Origin of the sequence: Ensifer sp. (assembly GCF_031989085.1) — a bacterium.
Taxonomy (GTDB): Bacteria; Pseudomonadota; Alphaproteobacteria; order Rhizobiales; family Rhizobiaceae; genus Ensifer.
In genome coordinates, this window is sequence record NZ_DALZXU010000001.1 from 2,426,158 (window position 1) to 2,452,473 (window position 26,316).

Annotated in this window: 21 protein-coding genes; 9 read left to right on the forward strand and 12 right to left on the reverse strand. The window is 64.5% G+C overall.

All coding sequences use genetic code 11. The features are described from left to right. Positions 1–65: 65 nt before the first annotated feature. Positions 66–3,803 carry an AsmA-like C-terminal region-containing protein gene (locus RTP54_RS11945; protein WP_312362819.1) on the reverse strand — a complete coding sequence of 1,246 codons (3,738 nt, stop codon included), beginning with the start codon at positions 3,801–3,803 and terminating at the stop codon, positions 66–68. 160 nt (positions 3,804–3,963) lie between these two features. Further along, positions 3,964–5,370 carry an FAD-binding oxidoreductase gene (locus RTP54_RS11950; protein WP_112810418.1) on the reverse strand — a complete coding sequence of 469 codons (1,407 nt, stop codon included), beginning with the start codon at positions 5,368–5,370 and terminating at the stop codon, positions 3,964–3,966. Positions 5,371–5,823: 453 nt separating this feature from the next. Between RTP54_RS11950 and RTP54_RS11955 the strand changes: the two genes are divergently transcribed. Next, entirely contained in the window at positions 5,824–7,395 is a 1,572-nt protein-coding gene (locus tag RTP54_RS11955) for an arylsulfatase (protein ID WP_312362821.1), read from the forward strand. Between the two features lie 103 nt (positions 7,396–7,498). On the opposite strand, the gene RTP54_RS11960 is transcribed toward RTP54_RS11955, so the two are convergent. Together RTP54_RS11960 and RTP54_RS11965 are read right to left on the reverse strand one after the other, a co-directional pair. After that, complete coding sequence (locus RTP54_RS11960) at positions 7,499–10,636, reverse strand: efflux RND transporter permease subunit (protein ID WP_312362823.1); 3,138 nt, start codon at positions 10,634–10,636, stop codon at positions 7,499–7,501. Then, a complete protein-coding gene (locus tag RTP54_RS11965; RefSeq protein WP_312362824.1) occupies positions 10,633–11,817 on the reverse strand; it encodes an efflux RND transporter periplasmic adaptor subunit in 1,185 nt (394 codons plus the stop codon). The genes RTP54_RS11960 and RTP54_RS11965 overlap by 4 nt, the downstream gene beginning before the upstream one ends. A gap of 316 nt (positions 11,818–12,133) precedes the next feature. Here RTP54_RS11965 and RTP54_RS11970 point away from each other — a divergent pair, with 316 nt between their 5' ends. The 3 genes from RTP54_RS11970 (at position 12,134) to RTP54_RS11980 (ending at position 16,003) form a co-directional block, all read left to right on the forward strand. Continuing rightward, entirely contained in the window at positions 12,134–12,955 is an 822-nt protein-coding gene (locus RTP54_RS11970; protein WP_312362826.1) for a cyclase family protein, read from the forward strand. A 60-nt stretch (positions 12,956–13,015) separates the two neighbouring features. Beyond that, complete coding sequence (locus tag RTP54_RS11975; RefSeq protein ID WP_112810237.1) at positions 13,016–13,420, forward strand: carboxymuconolactone decarboxylase family protein; 405 nt, start codon at positions 13,016–13,018, stop codon at positions 13,418–13,420. Positions 13,421–13,555: 135 nt separating this feature from the next. Then, positions 13,556–16,003, forward strand: coding sequence for an ATP-dependent helicase (locus tag RTP54_RS11980; RefSeq protein WP_112833152.1), 2,448 nt, complete (start codon positions 13,556–13,558; stop codon positions 16,001–16,003). Between the two features lie 30 nt (positions 16,004–16,033). On the opposite strand, the gene RTP54_RS11985 is transcribed toward RTP54_RS11980, so the two are convergent. The 3 genes from RTP54_RS11985 to RTP54_RS11995 form a co-directional block, all read right to left on the reverse strand. After that, positions 16,034–16,489: a DUF488 domain-containing protein gene (locus RTP54_RS11985; protein WP_312362831.1), complete on the reverse strand. Its 456-nt coding sequence runs from the start codon at positions 16,487–16,489 to the stop codon at positions 16,034–16,036. 42 nt (positions 16,490–16,531) lie between these two features. After that, the gene (locus RTP54_RS11990) at positions 16,532–16,993 is read right to left on the reverse strand and encodes a GNAT family N-acetyltransferase (RefSeq protein WP_312362833.1); all 462 of its coding nucleotides are present in this window, start codon (positions 16,991–16,993) and stop codon (positions 16,532–16,534) included. Between the two features lie 140 nt (positions 16,994–17,133). Next, entirely contained in the window at positions 17,134–17,295 is a 162-nt protein-coding gene (locus RTP54_RS11995; RefSeq protein ID WP_312362836.1) for a hypothetical protein, read from the reverse strand. Positions 17,296–17,368: 73 nt separating this feature from the next. Between RTP54_RS11995 and RTP54_RS12000 the strand changes: the two genes are divergently transcribed. Further along, entirely contained in the window at positions 17,369–18,004 is a 636-nt protein-coding gene (locus tag RTP54_RS12000; RefSeq protein WP_312362837.1) for an adenylate/guanylate cyclase domain-containing protein, read from the forward strand. On the opposite strand, the gene RTP54_RS12005 is transcribed toward RTP54_RS12000, so the two are convergent. Further along, the gene (locus RTP54_RS12005) at positions 17,958–18,617 is read right to left on the reverse strand and encodes a cysteine hydrolase (RefSeq protein WP_312362839.1); all 660 of its coding nucleotides are present in this window, start codon (positions 18,615–18,617) and stop codon (positions 17,958–17,960) included. The two genes, RTP54_RS12000 and RTP54_RS12005, sit on opposite strands and share 47 nt — an antisense overlap. Positions 18,618–18,793: 176 nt before the next feature. After that, the gene (locus RTP54_RS12010) at positions 18,794–19,465 is read right to left on the reverse strand and encodes a phosphoribosyltransferase (RefSeq protein ID WP_112833156.1); all 672 of its coding nucleotides are present in this window, start codon (positions 19,463–19,465) and stop codon (positions 18,794–18,796) included. Positions 19,466–19,713: 248 nt separating this feature from the next. On the opposite strand from RTP54_RS12010, the gene RTP54_RS12015 reads away from it, so the two are divergent. Both RTP54_RS12015 and RTP54_RS12020 read left to right on the forward strand, forming a co-directional pair. Continuing rightward, positions 19,714–20,958 carry a GGDEF domain-containing protein gene (locus RTP54_RS12015; RefSeq protein ID WP_312362841.1) on the forward strand — a complete coding sequence of 415 codons (1,245 nt, stop codon included), beginning with the start codon at positions 19,714–19,716 and terminating at the stop codon, positions 20,956–20,958. 132 nt (positions 20,959–21,090) lie between these two features. Continuing rightward, on the forward strand, positions 21,091–21,591 hold the full coding sequence (locus RTP54_RS12020) for a CreA family protein (protein WP_112810246.1): 501 nt from the start codon (positions 21,091–21,093) through the stop codon (positions 21,589–21,591). A 131-nt stretch (positions 21,592–21,722) separates the two neighbouring features. On the opposite strand, the gene RTP54_RS12025 is transcribed toward RTP54_RS12020, so the two are convergent. From RTP54_RS12025 to RTP54_RS12035, 3 genes are all read right to left on the reverse strand, one after another. Beyond that, positions 21,723–22,022, reverse strand: coding sequence for a hypothetical protein (locus tag RTP54_RS12025; protein WP_312362842.1), 300 nt, complete (start codon positions 22,020–22,022; stop codon positions 21,723–21,725). A gap of 392 nt (positions 22,023–22,414) precedes the next feature. Continuing rightward, on the reverse strand, positions 22,415–22,879 hold the full coding sequence (locus RTP54_RS12030) for a chemotaxis protein CheW (protein ID WP_018326507.1): 465 nt from the start codon (positions 22,877–22,879) through the stop codon (positions 22,415–22,417). Between the two features lie 2 nt (positions 22,880–22,881). After that, on the reverse strand, positions 22,882–24,999 hold the full coding sequence (locus RTP54_RS12035; RefSeq protein WP_312362850.1) for a methyl-accepting chemotaxis protein: 2,118 nt from the start codon (positions 24,997–24,999) through the stop codon (positions 22,882–22,884). Between the two features lie 332 nt (positions 25,000–25,331). Between RTP54_RS12035 and RTP54_RS12040 the strand changes: the two genes are divergently transcribed. Continuing rightward, positions 25,332–25,490, forward strand: a complete 159-nt coding sequence (locus tag RTP54_RS12040) for a hypothetical protein (protein WP_312362852.1) — start codon at positions 25,332–25,334, stop codon at positions 25,488–25,490. Positions 25,491–25,638: 148 nt separating this feature from the next. Continuing rightward, entirely contained in the window at positions 25,639–26,238 is a 600-nt protein-coding gene (locus tag RTP54_RS12045) for an SCO family protein (protein WP_112810249.1), read from the forward strand. Positions 26,239–26,316: the final 78 nt, after the last annotated feature.

Below are 26,316 nucleotides of genomic sequence, written 5' to 3' on the forward strand. Positions count from 1 at the left end.
CTGCACCACCGGCGCGGCGAAGACCTGCCCTCACCCACTTTGACCGAAGGTCCGTCAGCGCGGTGCTATTGAACCGTCACGTCGGGCAGGACGTCGAAGTTCAATCCATCGCCATTGGGCTTCTGCTGGCCATCGGCGCCGCCGGCTCGCGGCAGTGCCTGCGAGGGCGCACCCAGTTGCAGCTGCTGCTGGCGTTGACGTTCGAGTTCCGCTGCCGCTTCTGCGGCCTTGCGTTCCGCCTCCGCGCGGGCGGCGAGTTCGGCCTTCACCCGTTCCGCCTCGACAGCGGCCGCCGCACGCCGACGCTCGTCGGCGATCGCCCGCAGGCGCTCGACCTCGCGCTGCTGCGCATTGGCCTTGTAGAGCTGGACCTCGCGACGCAGCCGTTGCTTCTCGAGCACGTTGGCCTGAAGCGTCTCGACGCGCCGACGCTCGCGCTCGAACGCGCGCAGCGACAGGAAATTCGAGAGATCGGCGACGTCGAGGCTCACGCCCGGGGACGCCAGCAGACCGGCATAGCCAAGCCGCACCCGAGGCTCCGCCCCTGCCAGCGCCTCTTCGCCGGGCCGGAAGGTCATGTCGATATTGGCCTCGAGCCGTTCGGCCGCCAGATCGAGCGACGCTTCGCCGGTAAAGGCCGCGTTGCCGTCGGTTGCCGTCACGTTCTGGGCTCTGAGCACGCCGCCGGCGATGCTGAATGGCATCTTGACGACGCCGACGACCGACTGGCCGGAAAACACCGCCGCCTCCGTCGCCTGGCGGATCGCATCGGCAGAGATTTCGGTCTTCAGCCCATCGGCCGTTGCCATCAGCTGCGGCAGGGCCGCGCTGTTGACGCCATTGAGCGTCACGCCGTTGAAGGTGGCGGTGCCCGAGCCGCTGGCCGAATGCGCCATGGCTTCGGCATTCGCACCCGATGCCTCGAGCGCCACCGAAAGATCGAACGTGCCGGTGGCGACGGGCACGCCCGCATGGGTCCAGCCCGCCTGAGCCAGATCGCCGCCCTTGACGTCGAGCCGCGAGCGCAGGAAGCCGGAACCGTTGGCATTGCCGAGCTGCACCCGGCCCTCGAGCTTGCCACCCAGCCAGTCGCCGGTGGCGTCGGTGAAGGCGATCTCGTCGCCCTTCCAGACCATCTTGCCGGCGAAATTGCCGATCGCGCCATATAGGCCCGGCCAGAAATTGGCGGCCTGCACGTCGAGGGCAACATTGAGGCCGGTCCAGGCAGGCTGCGCCACCGGTGTTTTCGAGAAGGCGCCGCTCGACATGTTCTGAACCGGCCCGAGGATGCCTTCGGCAAGCCAGGCGAGATCCAGCGTCGCAAGATTGATCTGGCCGTCCGCCTTGCCCGGCACCTTGCGGTCGATCGTCAAGGCGCCGGCAAAACCGTTGTTGTCGGCCTTGCCCTCGACCGTCGTCAAGGCGATCGTCTCCGGCGTCGTCGCGACATCAGCGGAAACGGAGAGCGGAAGGCCGCTGCCGGTCTGCGGCAGGGCGATGCCCTGTTGCAACAGGTAGGGTTCGAGATCCTCGCTCTGCAGCGTCACCTTGGCCTGACCTTCGAGGAAATGATCGCGAGACAGGTCGAAGCTGCCCTTGGCGGCAAGCGAGGTCTTCTCGGTGGTGAAGGTCACCGTGCCGTTGGCGTTGGAGCCGTCGGTGCTCTGCAGCTTGACCGAGAGAATGCCGTTGGCATCGGCATCGAACGGAAGCGGATTGAAGCCGGCCTGACCGAGCAGAAGCAGCGTCTGCGGATTTTCGAGTGTCGCCTCGAGCAGCATGCCCTTGCCGGAAAGCGCCTGGGCCATGTCGGGCGCCTGATAGCTGGCGGCAATCTTGGTGCCGTTGGCGGTGCCGAAAATACCGAAGGTCGCGGGCGCGTTGCCTTCCTTGTTGCCGGCCGTGAGCGTCACGTCGAAGGCGGCATCGGCATAATAGGGCCCGGCCGCAGTCAGGCGGCGAAGGGCGGGATGGTCGACGGCGTGCCGGCCGATCATGTCGAGGAACGGCGTCAGGTCCTTGGCCGCGAGCTTCATCTTGGCCGAGATAACGGGCTTTTCGAGGTCGCCGCTGGCCCGGCCGGAAAAGGCGAGCTGGGCGCCGGCGAGCGAACCGATCGCCACGCGCTCGGCCTGCAACTGGCCGTTCTTCAGCGTCACCACCGCCTGGACGTCGCGCGCATCCTCGCCGAAGGCGGAGAACTGGTCGGCCGACAGGTCGGCGGCAATCGCATGTTGCATCAGCGTCGAAGTCGAGGCGTCGCCGGCAACGAGGCCAGCCAGCGCCTGCAGCGCTTCGAGATCGATGCGGTTGCCGTTCAGCTGCAGGGAAAGGTTCGGCTGCTGTTCGGCGAAGGACTGGCGCTCGAGCCGTCCCTTGAGGCTGGCATCGCCGGCCGCAACTTCGAGGTTCTCAAACTGCTGCAGCGTGTCGGTCAGGTTGACGGTGGCCGAAAAGCCCGCGGTCTTCAGCTTGCGGATCGCCGGGTCGACCGAACCCGCAAGCCAGGTTGCCAGCCCCGAAGGCTGGTTGGAGGCCAAAAGCAGGTCGCCACGGAAGGAGCGCTGGCCCTTGAGGTTGAGCCGGCCCTTGGCTTCGAGCTGTGTGCGCCCGGGCAGAAGCGCCACGACATTGTCGATCACCCAGCCGGCGCCATCCGGCTGCACGTCGATGCGCACGTCGCGCACGGTCGTGTCGCCGATGACGATCGCTGGCAGTTTCAGGCTGGCGCGCCCCGGCACCTGCGGAATGGGGATGTCGGCGGCAATCGCCAGCATCGCCTCCAGCCGCTGGCGCATGGAGATCGCCGGATCGCGCCCGGTCTTGCCGTTGGTCCCGGAATTGCCGATGCGGCTGACGTCGATCTGTTGGCCGTCGGCGATCAGCAGGAACTTCTGCTCCTTGCCGGTGTCGAGCGTCGCCTCGCCGGTGACCACGTAAGGGTCATCGGAAGGGCCGATCTCGAAGCGGTACTCCGGCACGCGGATGCTTTCGTTTGTCAGCTGGAAATCGCCGTTGATGCGCAGCGGCGCATGGCCGTCGACGTCCTTTGCCTCACCCTGCGGGCGGTTTTCCGTCAGCGTGAAACGGCCGCCATAGAGCGGCTTGAAGTCGACGATCTTCAAGGCGCCGTCGAGCTCGACGCCGAAGGGACGCTTGTCCGGCGTCACCTTCGCCTTGAGGCTGAGCGCACCCACCTCGTCGACCTCATTGCTGGAAAAGGCAAAACTGCCGGCCTCGCCGTCGAGCGCCGCGCGCCCCTCCACCTTCCAGGGACCGGCCAGCGACCGGGCGGAAAGATCTGCCGCAAGGTCGGTGACGCGTCGGGTGCGGCCGGTCTGCTCGTCGATGAATTCGATCTCGCCCTGGGTGATCTCGACGTTTTCGAGCACCACCGTCTTGGCGGGAATGGCCGTGCGCGTACCGCGCGCCCAGTCGAGCGTGCCGTCGGACAGCAGCCTCACCTTGGCCTTCGGCCTGTCGAGGCGCATGTCGAAGATCAGTGCCTCGCCGGAGAGGAACGGCGCCAGTTCCGCGCTCATGGAGAATTGAGCGACCTGGATCAGCGGCTCGCGGGTGTCGTTTCCGCCGACGCGCACATCATTCAGCGTGACCGTCGGGAACGGGATCAGGCGCGCATCGACACTGCCATGCACGACGACGGGCTTGCCCATGATGCGGCTCGCCTCGCGCTCGAATTCCTTGCGGAATCCCGTCCAGTCGATGAACCACGGGGCGATCAGCGCCGCAAAAAGCGCAACGACCACAAGACCGCCGATGGCAACCAGAATTCGCGAAAGCACTGTGCCTACATTCCCATCAGTTCAAAGACGCCGTCGGCGCCGTCTGCGTCCATATGAACGCCAAAGGGACGTTTCCGTCCATCACATTTGCTCGGGCGCGCCCGCCTTTGCTGCGAAAGGAGTAGTCGGACACGGCCCGCCTGCCCCCTCGCCTATCCAGTCAGGCGAAGATCTTTCCGGGGTTGAAGAGACCCTGCGGATCAAGAGAACGCTTGATCTGCCGCATCAGATCCAGCGCGTCGCCGAGTTCGGCTTCGAGGAAGGGCATCTTGCCCTGGCCGATGCCGTGTTCGCCGGTGCAGGTTCCGTCCATCGACAGCGCCCGCGCGTTCAGCCGCTCGACGAAGGCTTCCGCACGCGCGACGTCGACCGCGTCCTGGTCGTTGAACAGCAGCCCGACATGAAAGTTGCCGTCACCGGCATGGCCGACGATCGGCGCCGTCAGGCCGTGTGCTGCAATATCCTCATGGGTTGCCGCGACGCAATCGGCCAGCCGCGAAATCGGCACGCAGACATCCGTCGAAAGAATGGCGGCACCCGGGATCAGGCTCTTCTGGGCCCAATAGGCGTTGTGCCGCGCCTTCCACAGTCGCGCCCGCTCCTCCGGGTTGGTGGTCCACTGGAAACCGCTGGAACCGAAGTCCGCCGCGATCTCGGCGAAATGCCGCGACTGCATCTCGACGCTCTCGCTGTTGCCGTGAAATTCGACGAACAGCGTCGGCGTCTCCTCATAGGAAAGGCCGGAATAGGCGTTGCACGCCTTCATCTGCAGCGCGTCCAAAAGCTCGATCCGGGCAACAGGTATGCCGGATTGAATGGTCAGGATGACCGCGTTGCAGGCGTCGGCGATGGTCGGGAACGGGCAGACGCCGCCGGAAATGACCTCCGGGATGCCCTGCAGCCTGAGCGTGATCGAAGTGATGATGCCAAGCGTGCCCTCGGCGCCGACGAACAGGCGCGTGAGGTCGTAGCCGGCCGACGACTTGCGCGCCCGGTGCGCGGTGCGGATTTCACGGCCGTCCGCCGTCACCACCGTCAGTGCCAGCACATTGTCCTTCATCGTGCCGTAGCGCACCGCATTGGTGCCCGACGCCCGCGTCGAGGCCATCCCGCCGATCGAGGCATTGGCGCCGGGATCGATCGGGAAGAACAGGCCGGTGTCGCGCAGGTAGACGTTGAGTTCCTCGCGGGTAATGCCCGGCTCGACCCGGCAATCGAGATCCTCCGCATTCACCTCGAGCACCCGGTTCATCCGCATCATGTCGATGGAGAAGCCGCCATGCGGGGCGTTGACGTGGCCCTCGAGAGAGGAGCCTGTGCCGAAGGGAATGAGCGGCACGGCGCTTGCGGCCGCGATCGCCACGATCTCGCGCACCTCATCGGCGCTTTCCGGGAAAACCACGCCGTCAGGCAGCTGCGCCGGAATATAGGTGGTGGTGTGGGCATGCTGGGCGCGGATCGCCTCGCCCGTCTGGAAGCGCTCGCCGAATCGGACGGCAAGCTGCGCCCTTGCGGTGTCGATGCCAGTTTCGTTTCTCGAGCCAGCCTTGATCGCCTTCAATGCCACGGAAAACGCCCTCTTCTTCACGCCACCCGCGCCGTGCCGATCACAACGCGGGGAAGCGCTTTCATTTCAAGGCGCTACTGTGCAAATCGGAATCACTTTGTCCAGACGTTCGCGGACTTCTTGGGGCAAGGTAGGGCAGGAAAACGCCAACGGTGAGACCGGAGTGTCACAGCAGGCCGCTTGAGACCGTCGCGACGCATCCGCGCGGCCAGCCGCTGCGATGACGCTTCCCAACCGCCAGGCAAGCTTTCTAGCCGACACGTCGAGCCGCAAGCATCTGACGGCCCCCGCGCCGTGCCCGTCAAGCGCGCTTCGCCCGGATATTAACTGTTACGTACTTACGCCCGGCCGCCCGCAGGGCGACACTCCGCGCGTTCCGCGACCCATCGACATCCTGCCGATCGTCCGCCTGAACTCAGCTCGGCATTTCGTGAACCTTCGGAGGCTCGAATAATGAGAATTCCCGGCAAGCTCGCGGCTCTTGGACTGCTCCTTTTAAGCAGTTCGGCCTATGCACAACAGCCCGCCCCGGCAACGGACAAGCCCAACGTCCTCGTCATTTTCGGCGATGATATCGGCCAGAGCAACGTCTCGGCCTACACCATGGGCGTGATGGGCTATCGCACACCCAACATCGATCGCATCGCGCACGAAGGCGCGATCTTCACCGACTACTACGCCGAACAGAGTTGCACGGCCGGTCGCTCCACCTTCATCACCGGTCAGTCGACGCTGCGCACCGGCCTTTCCAAGGTCGGCCTTCCCGGCGCGCCCATCGGTTTGCAGGCAAGCGATGTGACGATCGCCTCCGCGCTCAAGGACAAGGGCTACGCAACCGGCCAGTTCGGCAAGAACCACCTCGGCGACCGGGACGAGTTCCTTCCGACCCAGCATGGTTTCCAGGAGTTCTTCGGCAACCTCTATCATCTGAATGCCGAGGAAGAGCCGGAAGACCGCAACTATCCGCAGGATCCGAGCTTCCGCAAACAGTTCGGTCCGCGCGGCGTCATCAAATCCTCCTCGGACGGCAAGATAGACGACACGGGCGCCCTGACGCGCAAGCGCATGGAAACCATCGATGACGAGACCTCGGCCGCCGCGATCGACTTCATGAAGCGCCAGCACGCAGCGGGCAAGCCGTTCTTCACCTGGTTCAACACCACGCGCATGCACGCACGCACCCATGTGCGCGACGAGCATCGCGACAAGCCGGGCCTGACGGCCCGTACCGAATATGCCGACGGGATGATCGAGCATGACGCCATCATCGGCGAGGTCCTGAAGTCGCTTGACGACATGGGCATCGCCGACAACACGATCGTCGTCTACACCACGGACAACGGCCCGCACGAAAATACCTGGCCCGACGCGGGCAACTCGCCGTTCCGCAACGAGAAGACCACCAACTGGGAAGGCGCCTTCCGCGTGCCGGCCATGATCCGCTGGCCGGGGCAGATCAAGCCGGGAAGCCAGTTGAACGGCATCGTCTCGGGCCTCGACTGGTTCCCGACCTTGCTTGCCGCCACCGGCGACACCGACATCAAGGATCGCCTGCTCAAGGGAGCAACCATCGACGGCAAGCAGTACAAGAACCACCTCGACGGCTACAACCAGCTCGACTACCTCACCGGCAGGTCGCCCGACAGTGCCCGTAAGGAGTTCTACTACTTCAATGACGACGGCGATCTCGTCGCGATGCGCTATGAGAACTGGAAGCTGGTCTTCGAGGAACAACGCGCGATCGGCACGATGGCCATCTGGGCCGAGCCCTTCACCAAGCTGCGTGTCCCCAAGATGTTCGATCTGAGAGCCGACCCCTACGAAAAGGCCGACATCACCTCGAATACCTATTGGGACTGGCTGTTCACCCATGCCTACCTGGTGGTTCCGGCACAGGCGAGCGTGGCGAAGTTCTTCGAGACGTTCAAGGAATATCCGCCGGCGCAACGCCCGGCGAGCTTCTCGATCGACCAGATCCAGGAGCGGCTGCAAGACTCCATGACGTCGATGGGCGGCGGGCAGTAACACGCAGCAAAATGGGCCCGGAGGTAAAATCCGGGCCCATGACAACTTGCAATGAACAGTGCGCTTCGAAAGGCACCCGGGGTGCCAGGGCCCGTTCCGGCCGTTACTTCACTTCGAGCGCGGCCGCCGCTTCCATTTCCTCGTGCAGCTTGCGCTCCTCGTCCGCATGCGGCTTGGTGAGCCCGGCGATGACGAGATAGGCGACCGGCGTCAGGTAGAGGGTGACGACCACGGCAAGGCCAAGACCGCCGACCAGCACCCAGCCGAGCGCGATGCGGGCTTCCGCGCCGGCACCGCTCGCCATCACCAGCGGCACCGCGCCGACGATGGTGGCGATCATCGTCATCATCACCGGGCGTAGGCGTATGTTGGCGGCGTTCTCGATCGCGGTGCGCACATCCTGGCCGCGGTCGCGCAGCTGGTTGGCGAATTCGACGATCAGGATGCCGTTCTTCGCCATGATGCCGACCAGCATCACCAGACCGATCTGGCTGTAGATGTTGAGCGTATTGCCGGTGAGGATCATCGCAAAGACAGCACAGGCAAGCCCGAGCGGCACCGTCGCCATGATGATCAGGCCGCTGACGAAGCTTTCGAACTGTGCTGCCAGCACCAGGAAGATGATGACGAGGGCAAAGCCGAAGGTGACGATGAGGCCGTTGGCGTTCTCGTTGAGGCTCGCGGCTTCGGCGAGCGGCATGATGCGCGAACCCGGCGGCAACAGCGGCTCGGCCATCTGCTCGACCATGGTCAAGGCTTCGCCGAGCGCCAGGTCGGATTTCAGCCCGGCCGACAGCGACACGGCACGAAGCTGCGATTCGCGCGACAGCTGCGGCGCCACGGCCGTTTCCTCGACGCTGGCGATCGTCGACATCGGCACGATCTTGCCGTCGCCGGCCTTCAGATAGATGTTCTGCAGGTCGGTCGGGTCGTTGACCGGATTGGTCGAGGACAGCAGCTTGACCGGGTAGGACTCACCGTCGACGAAGACGTCGACGACGCTGTTGCCGTCGAGCATGGCCTGCAGCGCCCAGGCGAGCCCGCCGATATCGACGCCCATGTCGGAGGCGCGCTCCCGGTCGATGGTGATCGCAAGCTGGGCCTGGTTTGCCTCGTAGTTCAGCCGCACGTTCTCGAAGCGCCCGGTGTCTTCCATCTGGCGCACGAGCTTGGCGGCGGCATCGCCGAGCTTGGTGTAGTCATTGCCGACCAGCGCCACCTGCAGGCCGCTGCCGGCGCCGCGAATGCCGAGGCTGTTGGGCTGCATCGCAAACACCCGCACCGAGGGGATGCGCGCCGTGACCTTGTTGATCTCGGAGACGATCTGCTGCTGGCTGCGCTCACGCTTGTCCCAGGGGGCAAGCGTCAGCACCATGAAGCCGCTGTTGGACGAGCCGCCCTGGCCGGAAATCGAGAAGATGTTGTCGATCTCGCCGGATTTGACCAGCGGCTGCAGCCCGTCCTCGATGCGGCGCATCTGCGATTGCGCATATTCGAGCGACACGCCCTGCGGCGCGTTGATGCGCATCATCACCTGCGAGCGGTCTTCGCTCGGCGTCAGCTCCGATTTCAGCGTCATGAAGCCGATGCCGCCCATGGCGGTGAAGAAGGCGGCGACCACGAAGACGATCAGCGGCGCGTTGAGGCAGCCGCGCAGCGTCACGCGGTAGAATTCGGACGCACGCGCGCCGAACCGGCGCATCGGCCCGGGTTTCGAATGGTTCTCCTGCGTCAGCATGCGCGAGGCCAGCATCGGGCAGAGCGTCAGCGACACGAAGGACGACAGGAGGATGGAGAAGGCGAGCACGAAGCCGAACTCGCGGAAGAGACCGCCGGTCTGCCCCGGCAGGAACGACAGCGGAATGAACACGGCGGCAAGCGTCGCCGTCGTCGCCAGCACCGCGAAGAACACTTCGAGCGTGCCGTGCACGGCCGCAGCCCTCGGGCCCAGCCCCTCGGCCCGTCGCCGCACGATGTTTTCGAGAACCACGATCGCGTCGTCGACCACAAGCCCGGTCGCCAGAACGATGGCCAGCAGCGTCAGGATGTTGATCGAGAACCCGGCCATGTAGATCGCCGCCACCGTTCCAATCAGCGCGATCGGCATGGTAATGGTCGGGATCAGCGTCGCTCGCCAGTCGAGCAGGAACATGTAGATGACGAGCGTGACGATGAAGATTGCCACGACCAGCGCGATCTCCACCTCGTGAATGGCGCCGTTGATGAACACCGCGTCGTCGCTGGTGATCTTGAGCTCGGTGCCCTCGGGCAGGATCTGCGTCTGGATCGTCTCGACGACCTTGCGCACGCCTTCGGAGATATCGACCGTGTTGGACTGCGCCTGGCGGATGACGCCGAGGCCGATGCCCTGGCGGCCGTTGGAGCGTAGCGCCGTCGTGCCGGTATCGGGCCCGAGCGTCACCGTGCCGATGTCGCGCAGACGCACATTGTTGACGAGGATCAGGTTTTCGAACTGTTCAGGCGTCTGCAGGTCGGCGGTGGCGCGCACCGAGATGTCCTGGCTGGCGCTTGTCAGCGAGCCCGCCGGCACATCGTAGGAGGCGTTGGCAAGCGCGGTCCTGAGGTTGGCCACCGTCACCCCTCGCCCGGCGAGCTTTGCCTGGTCGAGGTCGATGCGGAAGATCTTTTCCTGGTCGCCATAGACGGCAACGTCCGCGACACCCTCGACGGCGGCAAGACGGTCGCTGATCTCGTTTTCGACGAGCAGCGTCATGTCTTCCATCGACATGGTGTCGGAGGTGAGCGCGAGGCGCATGATCGGCTGGCTGTCGGCATCGGCCTTGACGATGCTCGGCTCGTCGACATCCTCGGGCAGCTGGTTGCGCACGCGGCCGAGCGCGTCGCGAATGTCGTTGGCCGCCTGACCGATATCCGTGGTGTCCGAAAACTGCAGCGTCACCCGGCTGCGGCCGAAATTGGAGGTCGAGGAAATGTCCTTGATGCCCTGAACGCGCGAGACAGCACCCTCGACCACCGAGGTCACCTCGCGGTCCATGGTTTCGGGGGCTGCGCCATCGAGCGTCGTCGTCACAGAGATGACCGGCTGGTCGACCTGCGGCAGCTCACGGATCTCGATGCCGTTCCAGGCGGCAAGGCCGGCGACGACGATCAGCGTGTTGACCACCAGCGCGAAGATCGGCCGGCGGATGAAAAGGGCTGTGAAGCCGGTCTTGCCGGCCTCGCGGGCGGTCTGGATGCCTGGTTCCTTGCCGCCGCTCACTTCACGTCCTCCGCGACCTTCTGCGTGGCATCGCGGCGCTCGCGCCCGGCGATGCGCACGTCGCCGCCGTCACGCAGCCGCTGCACGCCTTCGGTGACAACCTCGTCGCCTGTGTTCAAGGCCGCGTCGACCAGAACCTTGTCCGGGTTGCGCTGGATGATCTTGACCGGCACCCGCTCGCTCTTGTCGCCGCTGACGCGCCAGACATAGGACCCTTCCGAGCTCCACTGGATGGCCAGCGGATCGACGGTCGGATAGGTGTCGCCATCAAACGCCATGGTGACGGAGAAGGACATGCCCGCCCGCAATGTGTCTTCAGGGTTTTCAAGCCGCGCCCGCACTCGCAGCGTGCGGCTTGCCTGGTCGAGGCGGTTGTCGATGGCGTGGATGACGCCGTCGAGCTGGCTGCCCGGCTGGGCGATCGCATGCGCCGTCACCGGCTGGTTGACGACGATCTTGTTGGCGAAGCGTTCCGGCACCCAGAAATCGACGAGGATCTCCGAGCGGTCGTCGACGACCGCGATCGGCGTCGTCGTGGTGACGTAGTCGCCGACATTGACGGTGATGATGCCGACGACGCCCTTCGACGGCGCGACGATATCGCGGCGCTTCAGATCGAGTTCGGCGGTCTTCAGCGCCAGTTCCGCGGTCTGCATGGCAATTTCGGCGTCGCGCACGTCGACGGCGGTGACGGCGCGCGCGGTGCTCAGATTGCGGTAGCGCTCCACCTTCTCGCGGGCGCTGTCGCGGGTCAGCCGCGCCTGGTCGGCCGCGATCTTCTGGTCGTCGCTGTCGAGCTTGGCGATCACCTGGCCTTGCGCCACCTTGTCGCCGGAACGCACGAGAATTTCGCTGAGGTTGCCGGTCGCCGTCGGCGTCACACTGACGGAATGGATCGCTTCGCCATTGCCGATAGCGTTCAGTCGGTCGTTGACGACTGATGTGGCCGAGGGCCGCACCATGACGAGAATGGCGTCGTTGCCGCCCTGCCTGCGCCCGCCATTGCCTTCGCCACCCTGGCCGCCCGCACCACCGTTCTGCTTGGAAATGGCGTCGATGAGCGGATGCGAGACACCGATTGCCGCCAGCGTTTCACCTGCCCCGGGCACGAACCGCACCCAGACGCCGGCACCCACCATAAGCACAACGGCGCTGACCGCCAGCTGTTTCCAAACCCGCATTCATGTCTCCAAATAAAGAAAACGCGCTCCTGCGCGGCACGTGCCGGCGGACCGTTCCGATTTGCCCAGAGTATCGTTGTTCGCACCTTTGGGGGCAACGCCGGAATGCCATCATTACGCAATTGTAATAAAAGCGAATTTGTTGGCAGTATGATGTCATCACGGCCATCATCGCGCCGGGCGGCAGGATATCGCCTTCATTCCCTAGAAAAACACTAGACAATCACCGTTTACAGCGGCCGCCACTGCGGTATCCTGCAACCGCCGGCAGCCATTGCCACCAGGTTTCAGCCGGTTCTGAAGAGGGGGAAAGATCATGTGCGATGCGTGCGTCCTGGAATCCGTAAAGCAGAAAATGTTGTCCCGCCGCAGCTTCTTCAAGGCGGCCGCCGTCGGAACGGCGGGGATCGCGGCCGCAAGTGCGGGCATTGCGCCTGCGGCGCTGGCCCAGGGCCACACGGCTGTCACCGACCTCACCCATGAGCTCTACGAGGAGTTTCCGACCTTCTTCGGCCAGCAGCAGTTCTTTCGCGAGGAAAAGTTCAACTACGCCAAGGACAAGTTCAACATGTTCGAGCTGAGGGTCAACGAGCACACCGGCACCCATGTCGATGCGCCGCTGCACTTTTCCGCCGATGGCCTGTCGGTGGCCGAGCTTCCAGTCGACAAGTTGATCGTGCCGCTCGCCGTCATCGACATCCGCCAGAAGGCGTCGGCCGATGCCGACGCGCAGCTTACCCCTGACGACATCAAGGCCTGGGTCGCCGCAAACGGCGACATTCCGGAAAACGCCTGCGTCGCCATGCTCTCGGGCTGGGACGCGCATCTGGGCACCGACAAGTTCCGCAATGCCGATGCCGACGGCAAGCTGCATTTCCCGGGCTTCCACGTCGAAGCGGTCAAGTATCTGCTGGAGGAGACGAAGGCGGCGGGCATTGCCGTCGACACGCTGTCGCTCGATCATGGCCCCTCGCCCGATTTCGCCACCCACTATGCCTGGCTGCCGGAAGGGCGTTGGGGCCTGGAGGCGGCAGCAAACCTCGACAAGGTGCCCGCCAAGGGCGCCACCCTGGTACTCGGCGCGCCGAAGCATCGTGGCGGCACCGGTGGTCCCGCCCGCGTCTTCGCGCTCGTCTGATCCCTTTTCCGACTGAACCGGCGGCGCCCGGCCGCCGGCGATCCTTGAGCAGGAGACATCATGAGCACCATCACCCCGCCCGCCGATCCGGAATCCGACCCGCGCGTCAAGGCCGTGTTCGACGACATCCGCACCACGCGCAAAGCCGACTTCATCAACAACATGTGGCTGTGGCTCGCCTTCGATCCCGATCTGCTGGAGCAGACCTGGCGCGACGTCAAGGCCGTCATGGCGACGCCCTCGGCGCTCGATCCTCTCGTCAAGGAAATGCTCTATATCGCCGTTTCCGTCACCAATGGCTGCGGCTACTGCGCCCATTCCCACACAGCGGCCGCAAGAGCCAAGGGCATGACCAATGCCGAGCATGCCGATCTCTTGCGCGTCATCTCGCTTGCCGCCAGGACCAACCAGCTGGCGACCGCCCTGCAGGTGCCGGTGGACCCAACCTTCGACAGGACGGTCTGACAGCGGCGGGCACAAGAATAAGCGGCTTCGAAATCGCCTGTCTTTCCACAGGCTTGGTGCTGGTGGCGCAGAAAACGGAATAAAAGAAGAACATCCTTTCTGGCCTTTCGCCTCCGAATCACTACATTGAGCCGCATGATGAGTGGTTTCGACGATATTCCCTTCTTCGACGACGAGCCGGCCCCGCGCAAACCGCAGCCTCCGGCAACGGGCGGCATTGCCGCACGCGCCATGGCAGCCCGCGACCGGCAGCAGCGCCCGGATTATCTCTCCGGCCTCAACGCGGAGCAGGCCGAAGCGGTGGAAGCGCTCGATGGCCCGGTGCTGGTGCTCGCCGGCGCCGGTACCGGCAAGACCCGGGTGCTCACCACCCGCATCGCCCATATCCTGACGACCGGCCGCGCCTTCCCCTCGCAGATCCTGTCGGTGACCTTCACCAACAAGGCCGCCCGCGAGATGAAGGAACGCGTCGGCGTGCTCGTCGGCCATGCGGTCGAGGGCATGCCCTGGCTCGGCACCTTCCACTCGATCGGCGTCAAGCTGCTGCGCCGCCATGCCGAACTCGTCGGCCTGCGCTCCGACTTCACCATTCTCGACACCGACGACGTCATCCGGCTGATCAAGCAGATCATCCAGGCCGAGGGCCTCGACGACAAGCGCTGGCCGGCCAAGCTGTTCGCCGGCATGATCGACGGCTGGAAGAACAAGGGGCTCGACCCCTCGCAGATCCCCGAGGGCGACGCGCGCGCCTTTGCCAACGGCAAGGGCCGCGAGCTCTATGCCGCCTACCAGAACCGCCTGCGCACGCTGAACGCCTGCGACTTCGGCGATCTGCTCTTGCACCCCATCCGCATGTTCCGCAGCAATCCGGATGTGCTGAAGGAATATCACGACAAGTTCCGCTACATCCTCGTCGACGAGTATCAGGACACCAACACGGCGCAGTATATGTGGCTGCGTCTTCTGGCGCAGCGCCCCAAGGGCGTGCCGCAGAACGTCTGCTGTGTTGGCGACGACGACCAGTCGATCTACGGCTGGCGCGGCGCGGAAGTGGACAACATCCTGCGCTTCGAGAAGGATTTCCCGGGCGCCAAGGTGATCAAGCTCGAGCGCAACTACCGCTCGACCGAGCATATTCTCGGCGCGGCCGGCCATCTGATCGCCCACAATGAGGGGCGGCTCGGCAAGACGCTGTTTACCGACCGCAGCGACCCGGACGACGAGAAGGTGCAGGTGCATGCCGCCTGGGATTCCGAAGAGGAAGCCCGCGCCGTCGGCGAGGAAATCGAGCAGCTGCAGCGCAAGAGCCACAAGCTCAATGACATGGCGATCTTGGTGCGCGCCTCGTTCCAGATGCGCGAATTCGAAGACCGCTTCGTCACGCTCGGCCTCAACTACCGCGTCATCGGCGGCCCGCGCTTCTACGAGCGGCTTGAGATCCGCGACGCCATGGCCTATTTCCGGCTCGTCTGCCAGCCGGCCGACGATCTCGCCTTCGAGCGCATCGTCAATACGCCGAAACGCGGCCTCGGCGACACCACCATCCGCACGCTGCACGACTATGCACGCGCCCGCGACATCCCGATGCTTGCAGCTGCCAGCGATATCATCGAGACCGACGAGCTGAAGCCCAAGGCCCGCAAGGGCCTATTCGACGTCGTCGCCGATTTCCGCCGCTGGCAGGGCCTGCTCGAAACCACCGTGCATACCGAACTTGCCGAGCAGATCCTCGACGAGAGCGGCTACACCGCGATGTGGCAGAACGACAAGTCGGCCGAAGCGCCGGGCCGGCTGGAAAACCTGAAAGAACTCATCCGCTCGATGGAAGCCTTCGAGAGCCTGCGCGGCTTCCTCGAACACGTCTCCTTGGTGATGGACGCCGAGCAGAACGAAAACCTCGATGCCGTCTCGATCATGACGCTGCACTCGGCCAAGGGGCTCGAGTTCGACACCGTGTTCCTGCCCGGCTGGGAGGAAGGCCTGTTTCCGCACCAGCGCGCGCTGGACGAAGGCGGCCGCTCCGGCCTCGAGGAAGAACGGCGCCTTGCCTATGTCGGCATCACCCGGGCAAAGCACCGCTGCCACATCTGGTTCGTCTCGAACCGCCGCATCCATGGCCTGTGGCAATCCACCCTGCCCTCGCGCTTCCTCGACGAGCTGCCGGTCAGCCATGTCGAAGTCGCCGAGACCGAACAGTCCTATGGCGGGTACGGTCGCGGCGGCTACGGCCAGTCGCGCTTCGACAAGGCCGACCCGTTCCAGAACAACTACTCCACTCCCGGCTGGAAGCGCGCCCAGCAGAACCGCTCCGACGCCACCCGCGACAACTGGGGCTCGCGCTCCGGCCACGCGGTCGAGCGCATCGGCTATGGCGAAAGCGGCCCGCGCAGCCGCACCATCGACGGCGAACTGGTGGCGAAATCCACCAGCACCGAGCCCTCGCGCTTCACCGTCGGCGACCGCGTCTTCCACATGAAGTTCGGCAACGGCAATATCTCGGCGATCGAAGGCAACAAGCTGACCATCGACTTCGACAAGGCGGGCCAGAAGCGCGTGCTGGATGGGTTCGTCGAGAAGGTGTGAGCGGACAGGCGTTGGGACGCCGAGAGCCGCCTAGAGATGCTGAACCGCAAGCCGACCGCCCCAGCGGTCGTTGAGGTATTCGCACACCAGCGTGCGGTGGCAGCGGTGTGGCTTGTCCTCGGCACAGAGCAGGCAGGCGCCCCGTAGCGCCTCCGGCTTGACCTGCTTCTCGATCTGGCGCTCCGCCATCAGGTTGAGGAAATCCCTGGAAAATGTCTTCCAGTCGCCCTTCTCGGTCTTGTAGGCCTTCATGATCGCCTCGGTCGGCGCGAAAAGCGGCTGGTGCACATAGTCGATGCCGCCGATGCGCTTCAGGAAGAAGGCGAGATCCGTGGCCTTGGCAAAGCCGGCGAGCTGCGAGGTATTGTGCAGCCGCACGTCGACAACGGTCCGCACGCCGGCCTTCTGCAGACGATCGAAAAAGTCCTCGGCCGACGATTTCGTGAAGCCGATCGTCGAAACCTCTACGTCATCGGTGGTGCTCATCCCAACTCCCCCGCCTTTGCCCGGCCTTCTCCCGATCAGAGCCTAGACCACCTTGCGGTAGACAAGAAAGCCCGACTTCTCCGCCACCTTGTCGTAGAGCGTCATCGCCGTCTCGTTGGTCTCGTGCGTCATCCAGTAGACGCGCGGCGCGCCAACGGCCCGTGCCGCCTCATAGACGCCCTCGATCAGCGCCCGCCCGACACCCTTGCCGCGCGCTTCGGCGTTGGTGAAAAGGTCCTGCAGGTAGCAGTTCGGCTGGATCATCGTCGTGCTGCGGTGGAAGAGGTAGTGCGTGAGCCCGACGAGCCGCCCTTCACTTTCGGCCACCAGCGCATGCACCGGCTCGTAGCCATCGAAGAAGCGCGACCAGGTCATCGCGGTAATGGCGGGGTCGAGCGCCGTTGGTCCGGAGCGGCCATAAAAGGCGTTGTAGCCATCCCACAGAGGCAGCCATTGATCATAGTCAGACGTGGCGATCGGGCGGATGCGAAGTGCGTCGGTCATGCTGGCTCCTGCTCTCTGGCAGCGAATGTGGCTTTGTCTGCCACCATCTGCGAAATGCACGCGGGACGCATCGTTGATACTGGCTTTTCCCCCGCAAATTGAGAATGTTAGTCACGACTGATATTCATGCGAAATGCCTGTCAACGACCAAAGGCAAGCGGCGACATGTCCTGGGCAAGCGCGACACGGTAGCTGGCTGAGCCGGGCCTGACCGAGGCAGGCGAAGCGGATCGCCAGGGCATAGCCGTCGCCAACCTGGCGGCGGCCGTCATCGCCATCTCGTCCAGCGCCTTTGCCGTCATCTTCGCTCTCCATGGGCAGCAGAGCCTGAAGGGCCTCGTTCTTTGCAATGGGCTCCTGGCCATTGCCGCGACGGTGCTGCTCATCGATATCGTCGAATTCGTCCGGCTCTCCAACGAACTCGGTCCGGAGCGGACGGTCGCGCTGCTGGACGACGTCTTCACCCGGCTCGACGCCGCATCCGCCCGGTTCGGCGTCGGGAAAATCAAGACCATAGGCGACGCCTATCTGGCCTCGGCCGGCGTGCCGAGCCCTCATCCCAATGGTGAGGAAGCCGCCGCCGACTTTGGGTTCCACGCGCTCCACATCGCTGAACATGTCGGCAGGATGCACGGGGTCGTGCTGCGTCTGCGCATGGGCATGGCCTCGGGATCCGTCACCGCCGGTGTCCTCGGCCGCACCCGCTATGCCTATGACATCTGGGGCGCGCCGGTGAACATGGCGGCGCGGCTCGAGGCGCTCGGCGATCCCGGTTGCATCCTCACGACCCGCGACGTCAAGGCCGTGCTCGACGGCAAGTTCGCATTCGAAGCCGGCGAGGTCATCGACATCAAGGGGCTTTGGCGATACCGAGACATGGCGCATGAGCGAGGCGCGCTGACGGCGGATCCCGATACCGCCTCGAGCCCGCTGGCAAACGCCACACCGACAGGGCTGGCGATTGTCAGCCGGCTTTGGCGGTGGTTGCCTTGCCTCCGACCATTGCGCTAACGATCTCGTCCACGCCGGTCAGGATAGCGTCGCCCATGAAGGCAATGTTGTCCATGGAGCGCTCGCCAGCCTCGTGATGGCCGGCGCCGCAGGCGTCGCGGATGACGATCGGCACCAGCCCGAGATCGGCGCCATGGCGCACCGTCGGGTCGATGCCGATTTCCGTCGCGATGCCGCAGATGGCAAACGAGGTAAGCCCGAGATCGCGCAGGATGATGGCAAGCGGCGTGCCCTCGAAGGCGGAAAATGTGATCTTGTCGAGGATCGCCTCGTCTTCGCGCGGCGCCAGTTCCGTCACCAGCTCGAAGCCGGGCGCGCCGCGCAGGAACCAGGGGTTGACCGTATCGGGATCGTCCGTGCGTTGCCAGGCCATGGCCTGACGCATCTGGAACGCCCCCATCAGCGGCTTCGGCATCGACAGATGCCGAAGGAAGATGACCGGATAACCGCCGGCGCGCGCCGCCTCCAGCACCTTGAGCACTTCCGCTAGGATCACCGGGCCATTTTCGACCTGGTTGGTAATCCCCACCTGCATGTCGTAGACGACCAGCGCCATCCGGTCCGGCCGACAGAAATCGGCAAGCGTTTTTCCAATGTCCAATGAAGTTGCCATCGTCCCCCGCATCCGGCCCGCCTCCTCAGGCGACCGTGCCCACACTTCCATCAAGCATGGGGAATGTGGCGCGGTGGCTCCAAGCTTTCAATACGGTCGGCAGCAAAGACAGCAACCCGGTTGCTTCGATTGACGTCGGGCATCGGCAGCACCCATCCGGCTCAAAATGGGTCGGCTCACGCTTCGCCGCGATCCACCCTCGCCCTCTCGAGCAGGGTGATCACTTCGGCATCCGACGTCTGCTCGAAGTCGCGGTAATGCAGGCCGACGGCGCGAAAGAAGGCAGGGGCGGACAGGCAGACGATGCCATCGACCTTCGATCGCAGGCTTGCGATCGCGCTTGCCGGGGCGACCGGCACCGCCAGAAGCAGATGCCCGACATCGCTCAGACGCAGTGCCTCGATCGCCGCCCGGATCGTGCCGCCGGTGGCGATGCCGTCGTCGACGAGCACGACATTGCGCTGTCGCGGCGATAGCGGCTGGCGCTCACCGAGATAGAGCTGGCGCCGCCTGGCGATCTCGGCGCGCTGGCGCTCGGCTTCGGCGGCGAGGTAGCCGCGCGGCGGCCTGACCAGGCGCACGGCCTCGCGGTTAAGCACCAGCCTTTCCTCCTGACCGTCGACCAATGCGCCAAGGCCGAATTCCGGATGGCCGGGTGCGCCGATCTTGCGCGCGATCAGCACTTCGAGCGGCGCGCCGAGCGCGATCGCGATCTCGAAGGCAACCGGTACGCCACCGCGTGGCAGCGCCATGACCAACGGCTCCGGCAGCACCTCGCCGGCCACGGCCGCGGCGAGCCTTCGGCCGGCATCTGCCCTGTCTTCGAAGAATGCCGGCGTGCTGAACATCGGCCCCTCTCCCGGCCCCAAGGACACTCTCCAGTCAACCGATCTGGCTCCACCGGGCCGCAAAATCGCCGACCGCCCGGCAGTTGTTGCCCCGCATCGGTGGACAACCGTGCCAATCTCGGCATTCGCTCAAATTGCAGCGAATTTCGCCGGGTTTCGTTAAGGCGCCAAAGCTACCAATTGACCTTGCGCATTTGGCTTTGACGCAAGCCGCCTTCTTCGATTTTAGCACGACGGGCCGTTTCGAAATGAGCTTTCTTCCTGCCTTATCGATCATATCCCTGCTGGTCATGCTGCCGGTGCTGCTGTCGTTGCGCAAGGCCGCGACGCCGGGCGCCGAGGCGTTCGCCTCCGGCTGCGCGGCGACGGCCGTCGCCATGACCCTGGTGATGCTGTCCGAGATCCCGTCACTACGCCCACTGGTGCTTGTCGGCTATGCCTTGCTTGGCGTCGCCTGTCTGTCCGTCCTATCCGGCTTCAAGGCGTTTTTCGAACTGCCCACATGGTGGCCTGCGGTCCTGGCGCTCGGCGCGACTCTGTTTGCCACTCTCCTCGCTCTCTCCACTGGCGGTCCCGACAGTGCCGCCGCCCGCGCGCTGATCGCACTCGGCATTGCCGCCGCCGCCTTCGTCATCCTTTCCATATCCACGCTCCGGTTGCGCACCGTAAGCGATCCGATGGCGCGCCGCGCCATCGTCGTCGGCGCCGCCATTGCCGGTGTCACGCTTCTGCATATCGCCGCGCATTCGCCGGCGGCCACCGTGAACCAGGCCGGCCCCGCAGCCGATGTTGCCTGGAATTTCGCCCAGGCCGCCACCTGGCTGCTCTATATGCCGATCCTGTTTCTGGGCGTCATCCTGATGGCGCATGACCGTGTCATCGCCGAACTCAAGACCACCATTGCCCGCGACGAGCTGACGGGTGCCTTGTCGCGGCGCGCCTTCATCGATCTCGGCGAGCGCGTCTTTGCCGCTTGCGTCGCCCACAACCGGCCGGCCGCCTTCCTCCTGCTCGACCTCGACTACTTCAAGCAGATCAACGATCGTTATGGTCATGCCGCCGGCGATGCCGCACTCGGCCATTTCGCCAGTACGGTGAGCGCCTGTCTTGCGGGACGCGGCACGTTCGGCCGTATCGGCGGCGAAGAATTCGGCGTGGTCCTGTCGAACCACACGGAAGGCGAAGCGTTTCTGCTTGCCGAGGAAATCGGCCGCACGGTCCGCGAAACACCGGTCGGGCGCCTTGGCCAGCCGATCCGGCTGACCGTCAGTATCGGGGTCGCCAGCGCCAGCGCCGGCGATACCATGACCGACGTGATGGTCAGGGCCGACATGGCGCTCTATGCCTCCAAGGCGGACGGCCGCGACCGCTGCACGATCGCCGGACGCCTGCTGCCGGATGCAAGCACCCGCGCACTTGCTGCCGCCGCCGCCCAGTTGCGGGCGGCCGACGACTTCTCCCTCATGCCGCAACTGCTTCGCGATACCGGCTGATCCTGAAGAGCCGCAAGAGCCCTCAGGCACGCCCCCATGCCGCGCCCCGGGTTGCGCCCCATGTTGCCATGGCGATCTTGCATTGATCTGGCCAGAACCTATGTGAACGGTGACACCTTCAGGAGGAAATTCATGTCCCGTTCGTTCCGCGCCTCGATCCTGGCCGGTCTTGCCGTTCTTGTCGCATCGGTTACGCCCCTGCGTGCCGAAACCGTCGGCGAAGTCGGGGTCGACTGGCTCGGCAACGACATCATCGTCGATGCCGTCAGCGATCCCAAGGTCAAGGGCGTCACCTGCCACGTCACCTATTTCGATCGCGGCGTCATCGATCGGCTGAAAAACGGCAACTGGTTCGAGGACCCCTCCAACAACTCGATCGCCTGCCGCCAGACCGGCCCGATCGAGATCGGCGACATCGAGCTTTCAAAGGAAGGCGAGGAAGTCTTCCGTTCGGGCCTGTCGCTGATCTGGAAGGACCTGCTCGTCACCCGGATCTACGACCGCAAGAACGACACGCTGATCTATCTCGCCCATTCGCGCGAACTGACCGACGGTTCGGCCAAGATGTCGATCACGACGATCCCGCTCTATGGCCAGACCGTCAACTGGCAGCAGGGCAAGCCCAAGCCCTGACGCGAGCCTCGGCCAAATCGCCAAGACGTAATCGGTGAAACACCAACCCTCCCGAAGTCCTGTTCCGGGAGGGTTTTGTCACTCGCCAGTCCCCACAACCGGCGTCGATCGATGCTTGGAAGGTTCTATGATCAGTAGCTGGGCGGCACGATACCTTGATAATAGTCGCCGTCGCCGCCCTGATAGCGGTCGTTCGCCGGCTGCTGGTAAACGCGTGGCGGCGTGGTTCTATAGATGCTTCCGGTCGACATGCGATCGATCGACGTGGAATGGGTCGCCATCGGGGCGGCCATGACGCGATGCTGTGTTCCGGGAGGATTGTTGACGTCGATGCCCGGATAGTAGCTGTCGGCGAATGCCGGAGCCGCGATACCGGTGATTGCGGTTGTCAGAACCAATGCAGCAAGTGAGTTTCTCAGAGACGTTGTCATGACATAAACTCCTATGTCGTTGTTTGCACCACCCGGCCTCCGTTCGGGTAGGGCAAGAACGTACCATACACCCACTTGTTCCTCGGTTGTTGATGACGTTTCGCTCACATAATCTCGTGCAACCGTGATGCACATTACCCAACTGTAACTTGACCGTCGGGGATCAAGCAGGCGTCTGCCGCCGTGCTTATTCAACAAGTGATTGAGGGAACTCGATTTTCCACGACCGAAAGGGTGAGCGCCAACGTCGCGTTGGCCCCAGTCTTGCCGCTTTTTCGCAGCCTCCCGGATGAAACCGGCCAACCCCGCGAAAAGTTCCAGGAGCCGGAAAAGCAAAACGGCCCGGGACAGGGTCCCGAGCCGCAGTAAAAATCTCTGTGCTGGCGCCGCGATCAGGCCGCCTGGGCGAGCTCGTCGGCAATCACCGTGTCGAGGTTGAGGAAGCAGACCATGGTCTTTTCAAGCGCCACGATGCCACGGCAGAAGGCGCGCTGCGCCTCCGGAATGATCTCCGGCGCAGGCTGCAGGTCTTCGCTCTTGATCGTCATCATGTCGGACACCTGCTCGACGAGCAGGCCGACCAGCTTGCCGGCGATATCGGTGACGATGATCGCCGAGCGCTCCGACGGCTCGGTCATCTTCATGCCGAGGCGGCAGGCCATGTCGATGACCGGGATCACCGCGCCGCGCAGGTTGATGAGGCCGAGCACGTAAGGTGGCGTATGCGGCATCGGCGTCACCGGCGCCCAGCCGCGGATTTCGCGGATCGCCATGATGTCGATGCAGAATTCCTGATCGCCCAGATGGAACGAGACGATTTCGAGATAGGCGCCGGACTGCTTGATTGCGTTGGACATGATCAGAATTCTTCCCAATTCTCACCGGAGGCCGACGTCGATGGCACGGAGCCCGGTTGGTTGCCGAATGCGCCCGCAAGCTTGCCCATGAGGGCCTTGGCGGGAGATGGAGCTGGACGCGAGGTCGATTTTGCCGAAGCGAGGTTGCGAAGCGGCACAGCCCTTTCGGTGCCCCGCGGCACGAGCCTTGCCGACGACGACGTTATCGATGCCGGGGCGGCCGTCGCTTTCGTCTGGACGGGCGGCGCTGCGGGCTTCACGCTCGGTGCTGCCTGTGGGGGCGCGTTCGAGCGCATGGATGCGTGAACGGCACGCCCCTCGTGGAACTGGCCGACGAGCTGCGTCAGTTTTTCCGCGTCCTGCGCCAGCGTGTGGCTGGAGGCATTGGTCTGCTCGACCATCGCTGCGTTCTGCTGGGTCATCTGGTCGAGCTGACCGACAGCCGTGCTGATCTCGTTGAGCCCGGTCGACTGCTCGCGCGCCGCCATGACGATGGAGCTCATGTGCTCATTGATGCGGGCGACGTCGGCGCCGATGCGGCCGAGCGCTTCGCCCGTCGCCTGCACCAGCCGCACGCCGGTGCCGACCTCGTTGCCCGAGCGGCTGACGAGCGTCTTGATATCCTTGGCGGCACCTGCGGCGCGCTGTGCCAGTTCGCGCACTTCCTGCGCGACCACAGCAAAGCCCTTGCCGGCTTCCCCTGCCCGCGCCGCCTCGACGCCGGCATTCAGCGCCAGGAGGTTGGTCTGGAAGGCGATCTCGTCGATGACGTTGATGATCTTGCCGATTTCGCGCGACGCATCCTCGATGCGGGCCATCGCATCGATCGCCTCGCCGACGATGCGGCCGGATTCCTGCGCGTTGGTGCGCGTGTAGTCGACCATGCGGCTCGCCTCTTCGGCGCGCTGGGTGGCGGTGCGGACCGTCACGGTAATCTCGTCGAGCGCCGCGGACGTCTGCTCAAGCGAGGCTGCCTGCTTTTCGGTGCGCCGCGCCAGGTCGTCGGCGGCGCTGCGCATCTGGCGGCCGTTCGTCTCGATCGAGAGCGCGTTTTCCTTGACGTTGAAGAGCACGTCGCGCAGGCGCTCGACCGTCTGGTTGAAGTTGCGGCGCAGCGTATCGAGGTTGCCGTCGAAGGGCCGGTCGATGGTGACGGCGAGATCGCCTTCGGCAAGCTGAGTCAGCGCGTGGCCGAGGCTGTCGACCGCCGCCTGAATGCGGCGCACCGCTTCGTCGCGCTCGCCCTGCTGCTGCTCGCGTTCCTTCTCGATCTCCCGGCGGCTGGCCGCCGCATTCTGTTCGAGCGACTGCTTTTCGATCGCCGTTGCGCGGAAGAGATCGACCGAGCGGGCCATGGCGCCGATCTCGTCGCCCCGATCGAGTGCGTCGACCTTGGCGCCGAGCTCACCCTTCTGGATGCGCTGCATGCTGTCGCGCAGCCCCAGGATGCCGCGGCGCAACGTTGCGCCATGAAACCAGAGGAGGCCAAGCAGGGTCGCCATCGCCACGAGGCCGACGGCACTCTGCATCCAGAGCGCGTTGGCCGACACGGCTCGCGCCTCGTCGACCCGTGTCTTCACCAGCTCGGTCGCAGCCTCCGAAAGCTGCGACAGTGCCAGGCCGACCCGTTCGCCGGCACCGTCGATCGCGTCGTCGATCTTGCCGAATTCGTCGGTCGAAGCCTTGCCTTCGACCAGTGCCTTCAAATCGACGCCGATCGCCTGGCGCAGTTCGGCGAGATCCGCCTCGAAGGTGGAAAGGGCATCCGTGCGCCCGAGCAGCCCTGCAAGTGCGTTGATATCAGCAGTGCTGGCCTCGAGCCGTGCGAGCGTGGCTGAAATACCGGCGGCGCGCTCGGGATGGATGACACCTTCGTCGCGGTCGACGATCGTATCCATCGCGTTGAGCACCAGATTGGAGGTGGCAAGCCGCATCTCGTCGACGGTGGTCAGGCCGCGCTGCGCGGTGATGGCGCCGTTCAGCGCCTCGTTCGAGCTGATGTCCTCGTACCAGCCGACACCGAACACGGTGCCGAAACCGAGGAAAGCGGCACCGGCAAGCGTGGCAAGCCGCTGGCTGACGGAGAGATTCTTCTTGAAGGGCGCAGACGTTGCGGTCATTGAGCAGTCCATGGTCACGGACCTGCCCACCTGAGCGAAGTCCTCCGTTAAAATCGATGCGGAAAGCCGGGCTCGATCAAACCGGATGACGTCATGTCATGTAGAGGTGAAGCACTTCACCCGCGTTGGCAAAACACTGGCAAAGAGACCTTAAGCATTCGCTAAGCCGGCCCTCGAAACCTGGGGAGAAACCCCTGAGTCACGCGATGCTCTGGCTGATGCGGACCAGCCCCTTGAAGCCAATTCCTTGAAGAGTGCCCGGCCGAAGCGCAATCACTGCCCGCGCGCCATCGGAGCCTTCCCCTTGGCGCGATGGATGCTATGATGCCGGCATGAACACCAGACTTGAGAAATCCCTCCGGCTTCCGCTTCTTGCGGGTCTCGCCCTGGCGTTGGCGCTGGTGGCGGTTCTTGCGTTCCGCGGCTGGATGGCAAACGGCGCCGAGATGTTCCTGGCGCTCGCCCAGTCGGGCCTTGCATGGTGCCTGTGAACCGGGCTGTCCGCCGAGCGAAATCCGCCTCAACATGAAGTGATCGCCTGCGGCAATTGTCCCATTTGCGCGGCTGCAAGGGAGACGGTATCAACAGCCGATCAACCTGATATGGCCGGCCAAGGCCCCAACACAATCGGTAGCACCCATGAAAACCATTCGCATAGCCCTTTGGGCCGCCGTCGTCGTCATGGCCGGCGTTCTCGGCTGGCTGACCTATGAAATGACCCAGTCCAAGCAGCAGGTGGCATCCGGCCCCTTCGGCGTGCCCTTCACGCTGGTGGCTCAGGATGGCAAGGCGATCACCGAAAAGGCCTTCACGGGCAAGCCGACCGCGCTGTTCTTCGGCTTCACCCATTGCCCCGAAGTCTGCCCGACCACCCTGTTCGAGCTGAACGGCTGGCTGGAAAAGGTCGACCCCGAGGGCAACAAGCTGCAGGCCTACTTCATCACCGTCGACCCCGAGCGCGACACGCCGGAAATTCTCGGCCAGTACGTCTCCAACGTCTCCAAGCGCATCACCGGCATTTCCGGCCCGGCCGACAAGGTGCTGGAGATGGTCAAGGGCTACCGCGTCTATGCCAAGAAGGTGCCGCTCGACGAAAAGCAGCCGGATGGCGACTACACCATGGACCATACGGCTTCGGTGTTCCTGCTCGACGCCGACGGCAAGTTCTCCGGCACGATCGCCTACGAGGAAAATCCCGAGACGGCGGTCAAGAAGCTCGAGAACCTCACCAAGGGCTAAGGACGGCCCGAGCATCGAGCGAACACATTTGCAAGCGCCGGCATCGTCCGGCGCTTTGCGTTTGCGCCGCATTCATGG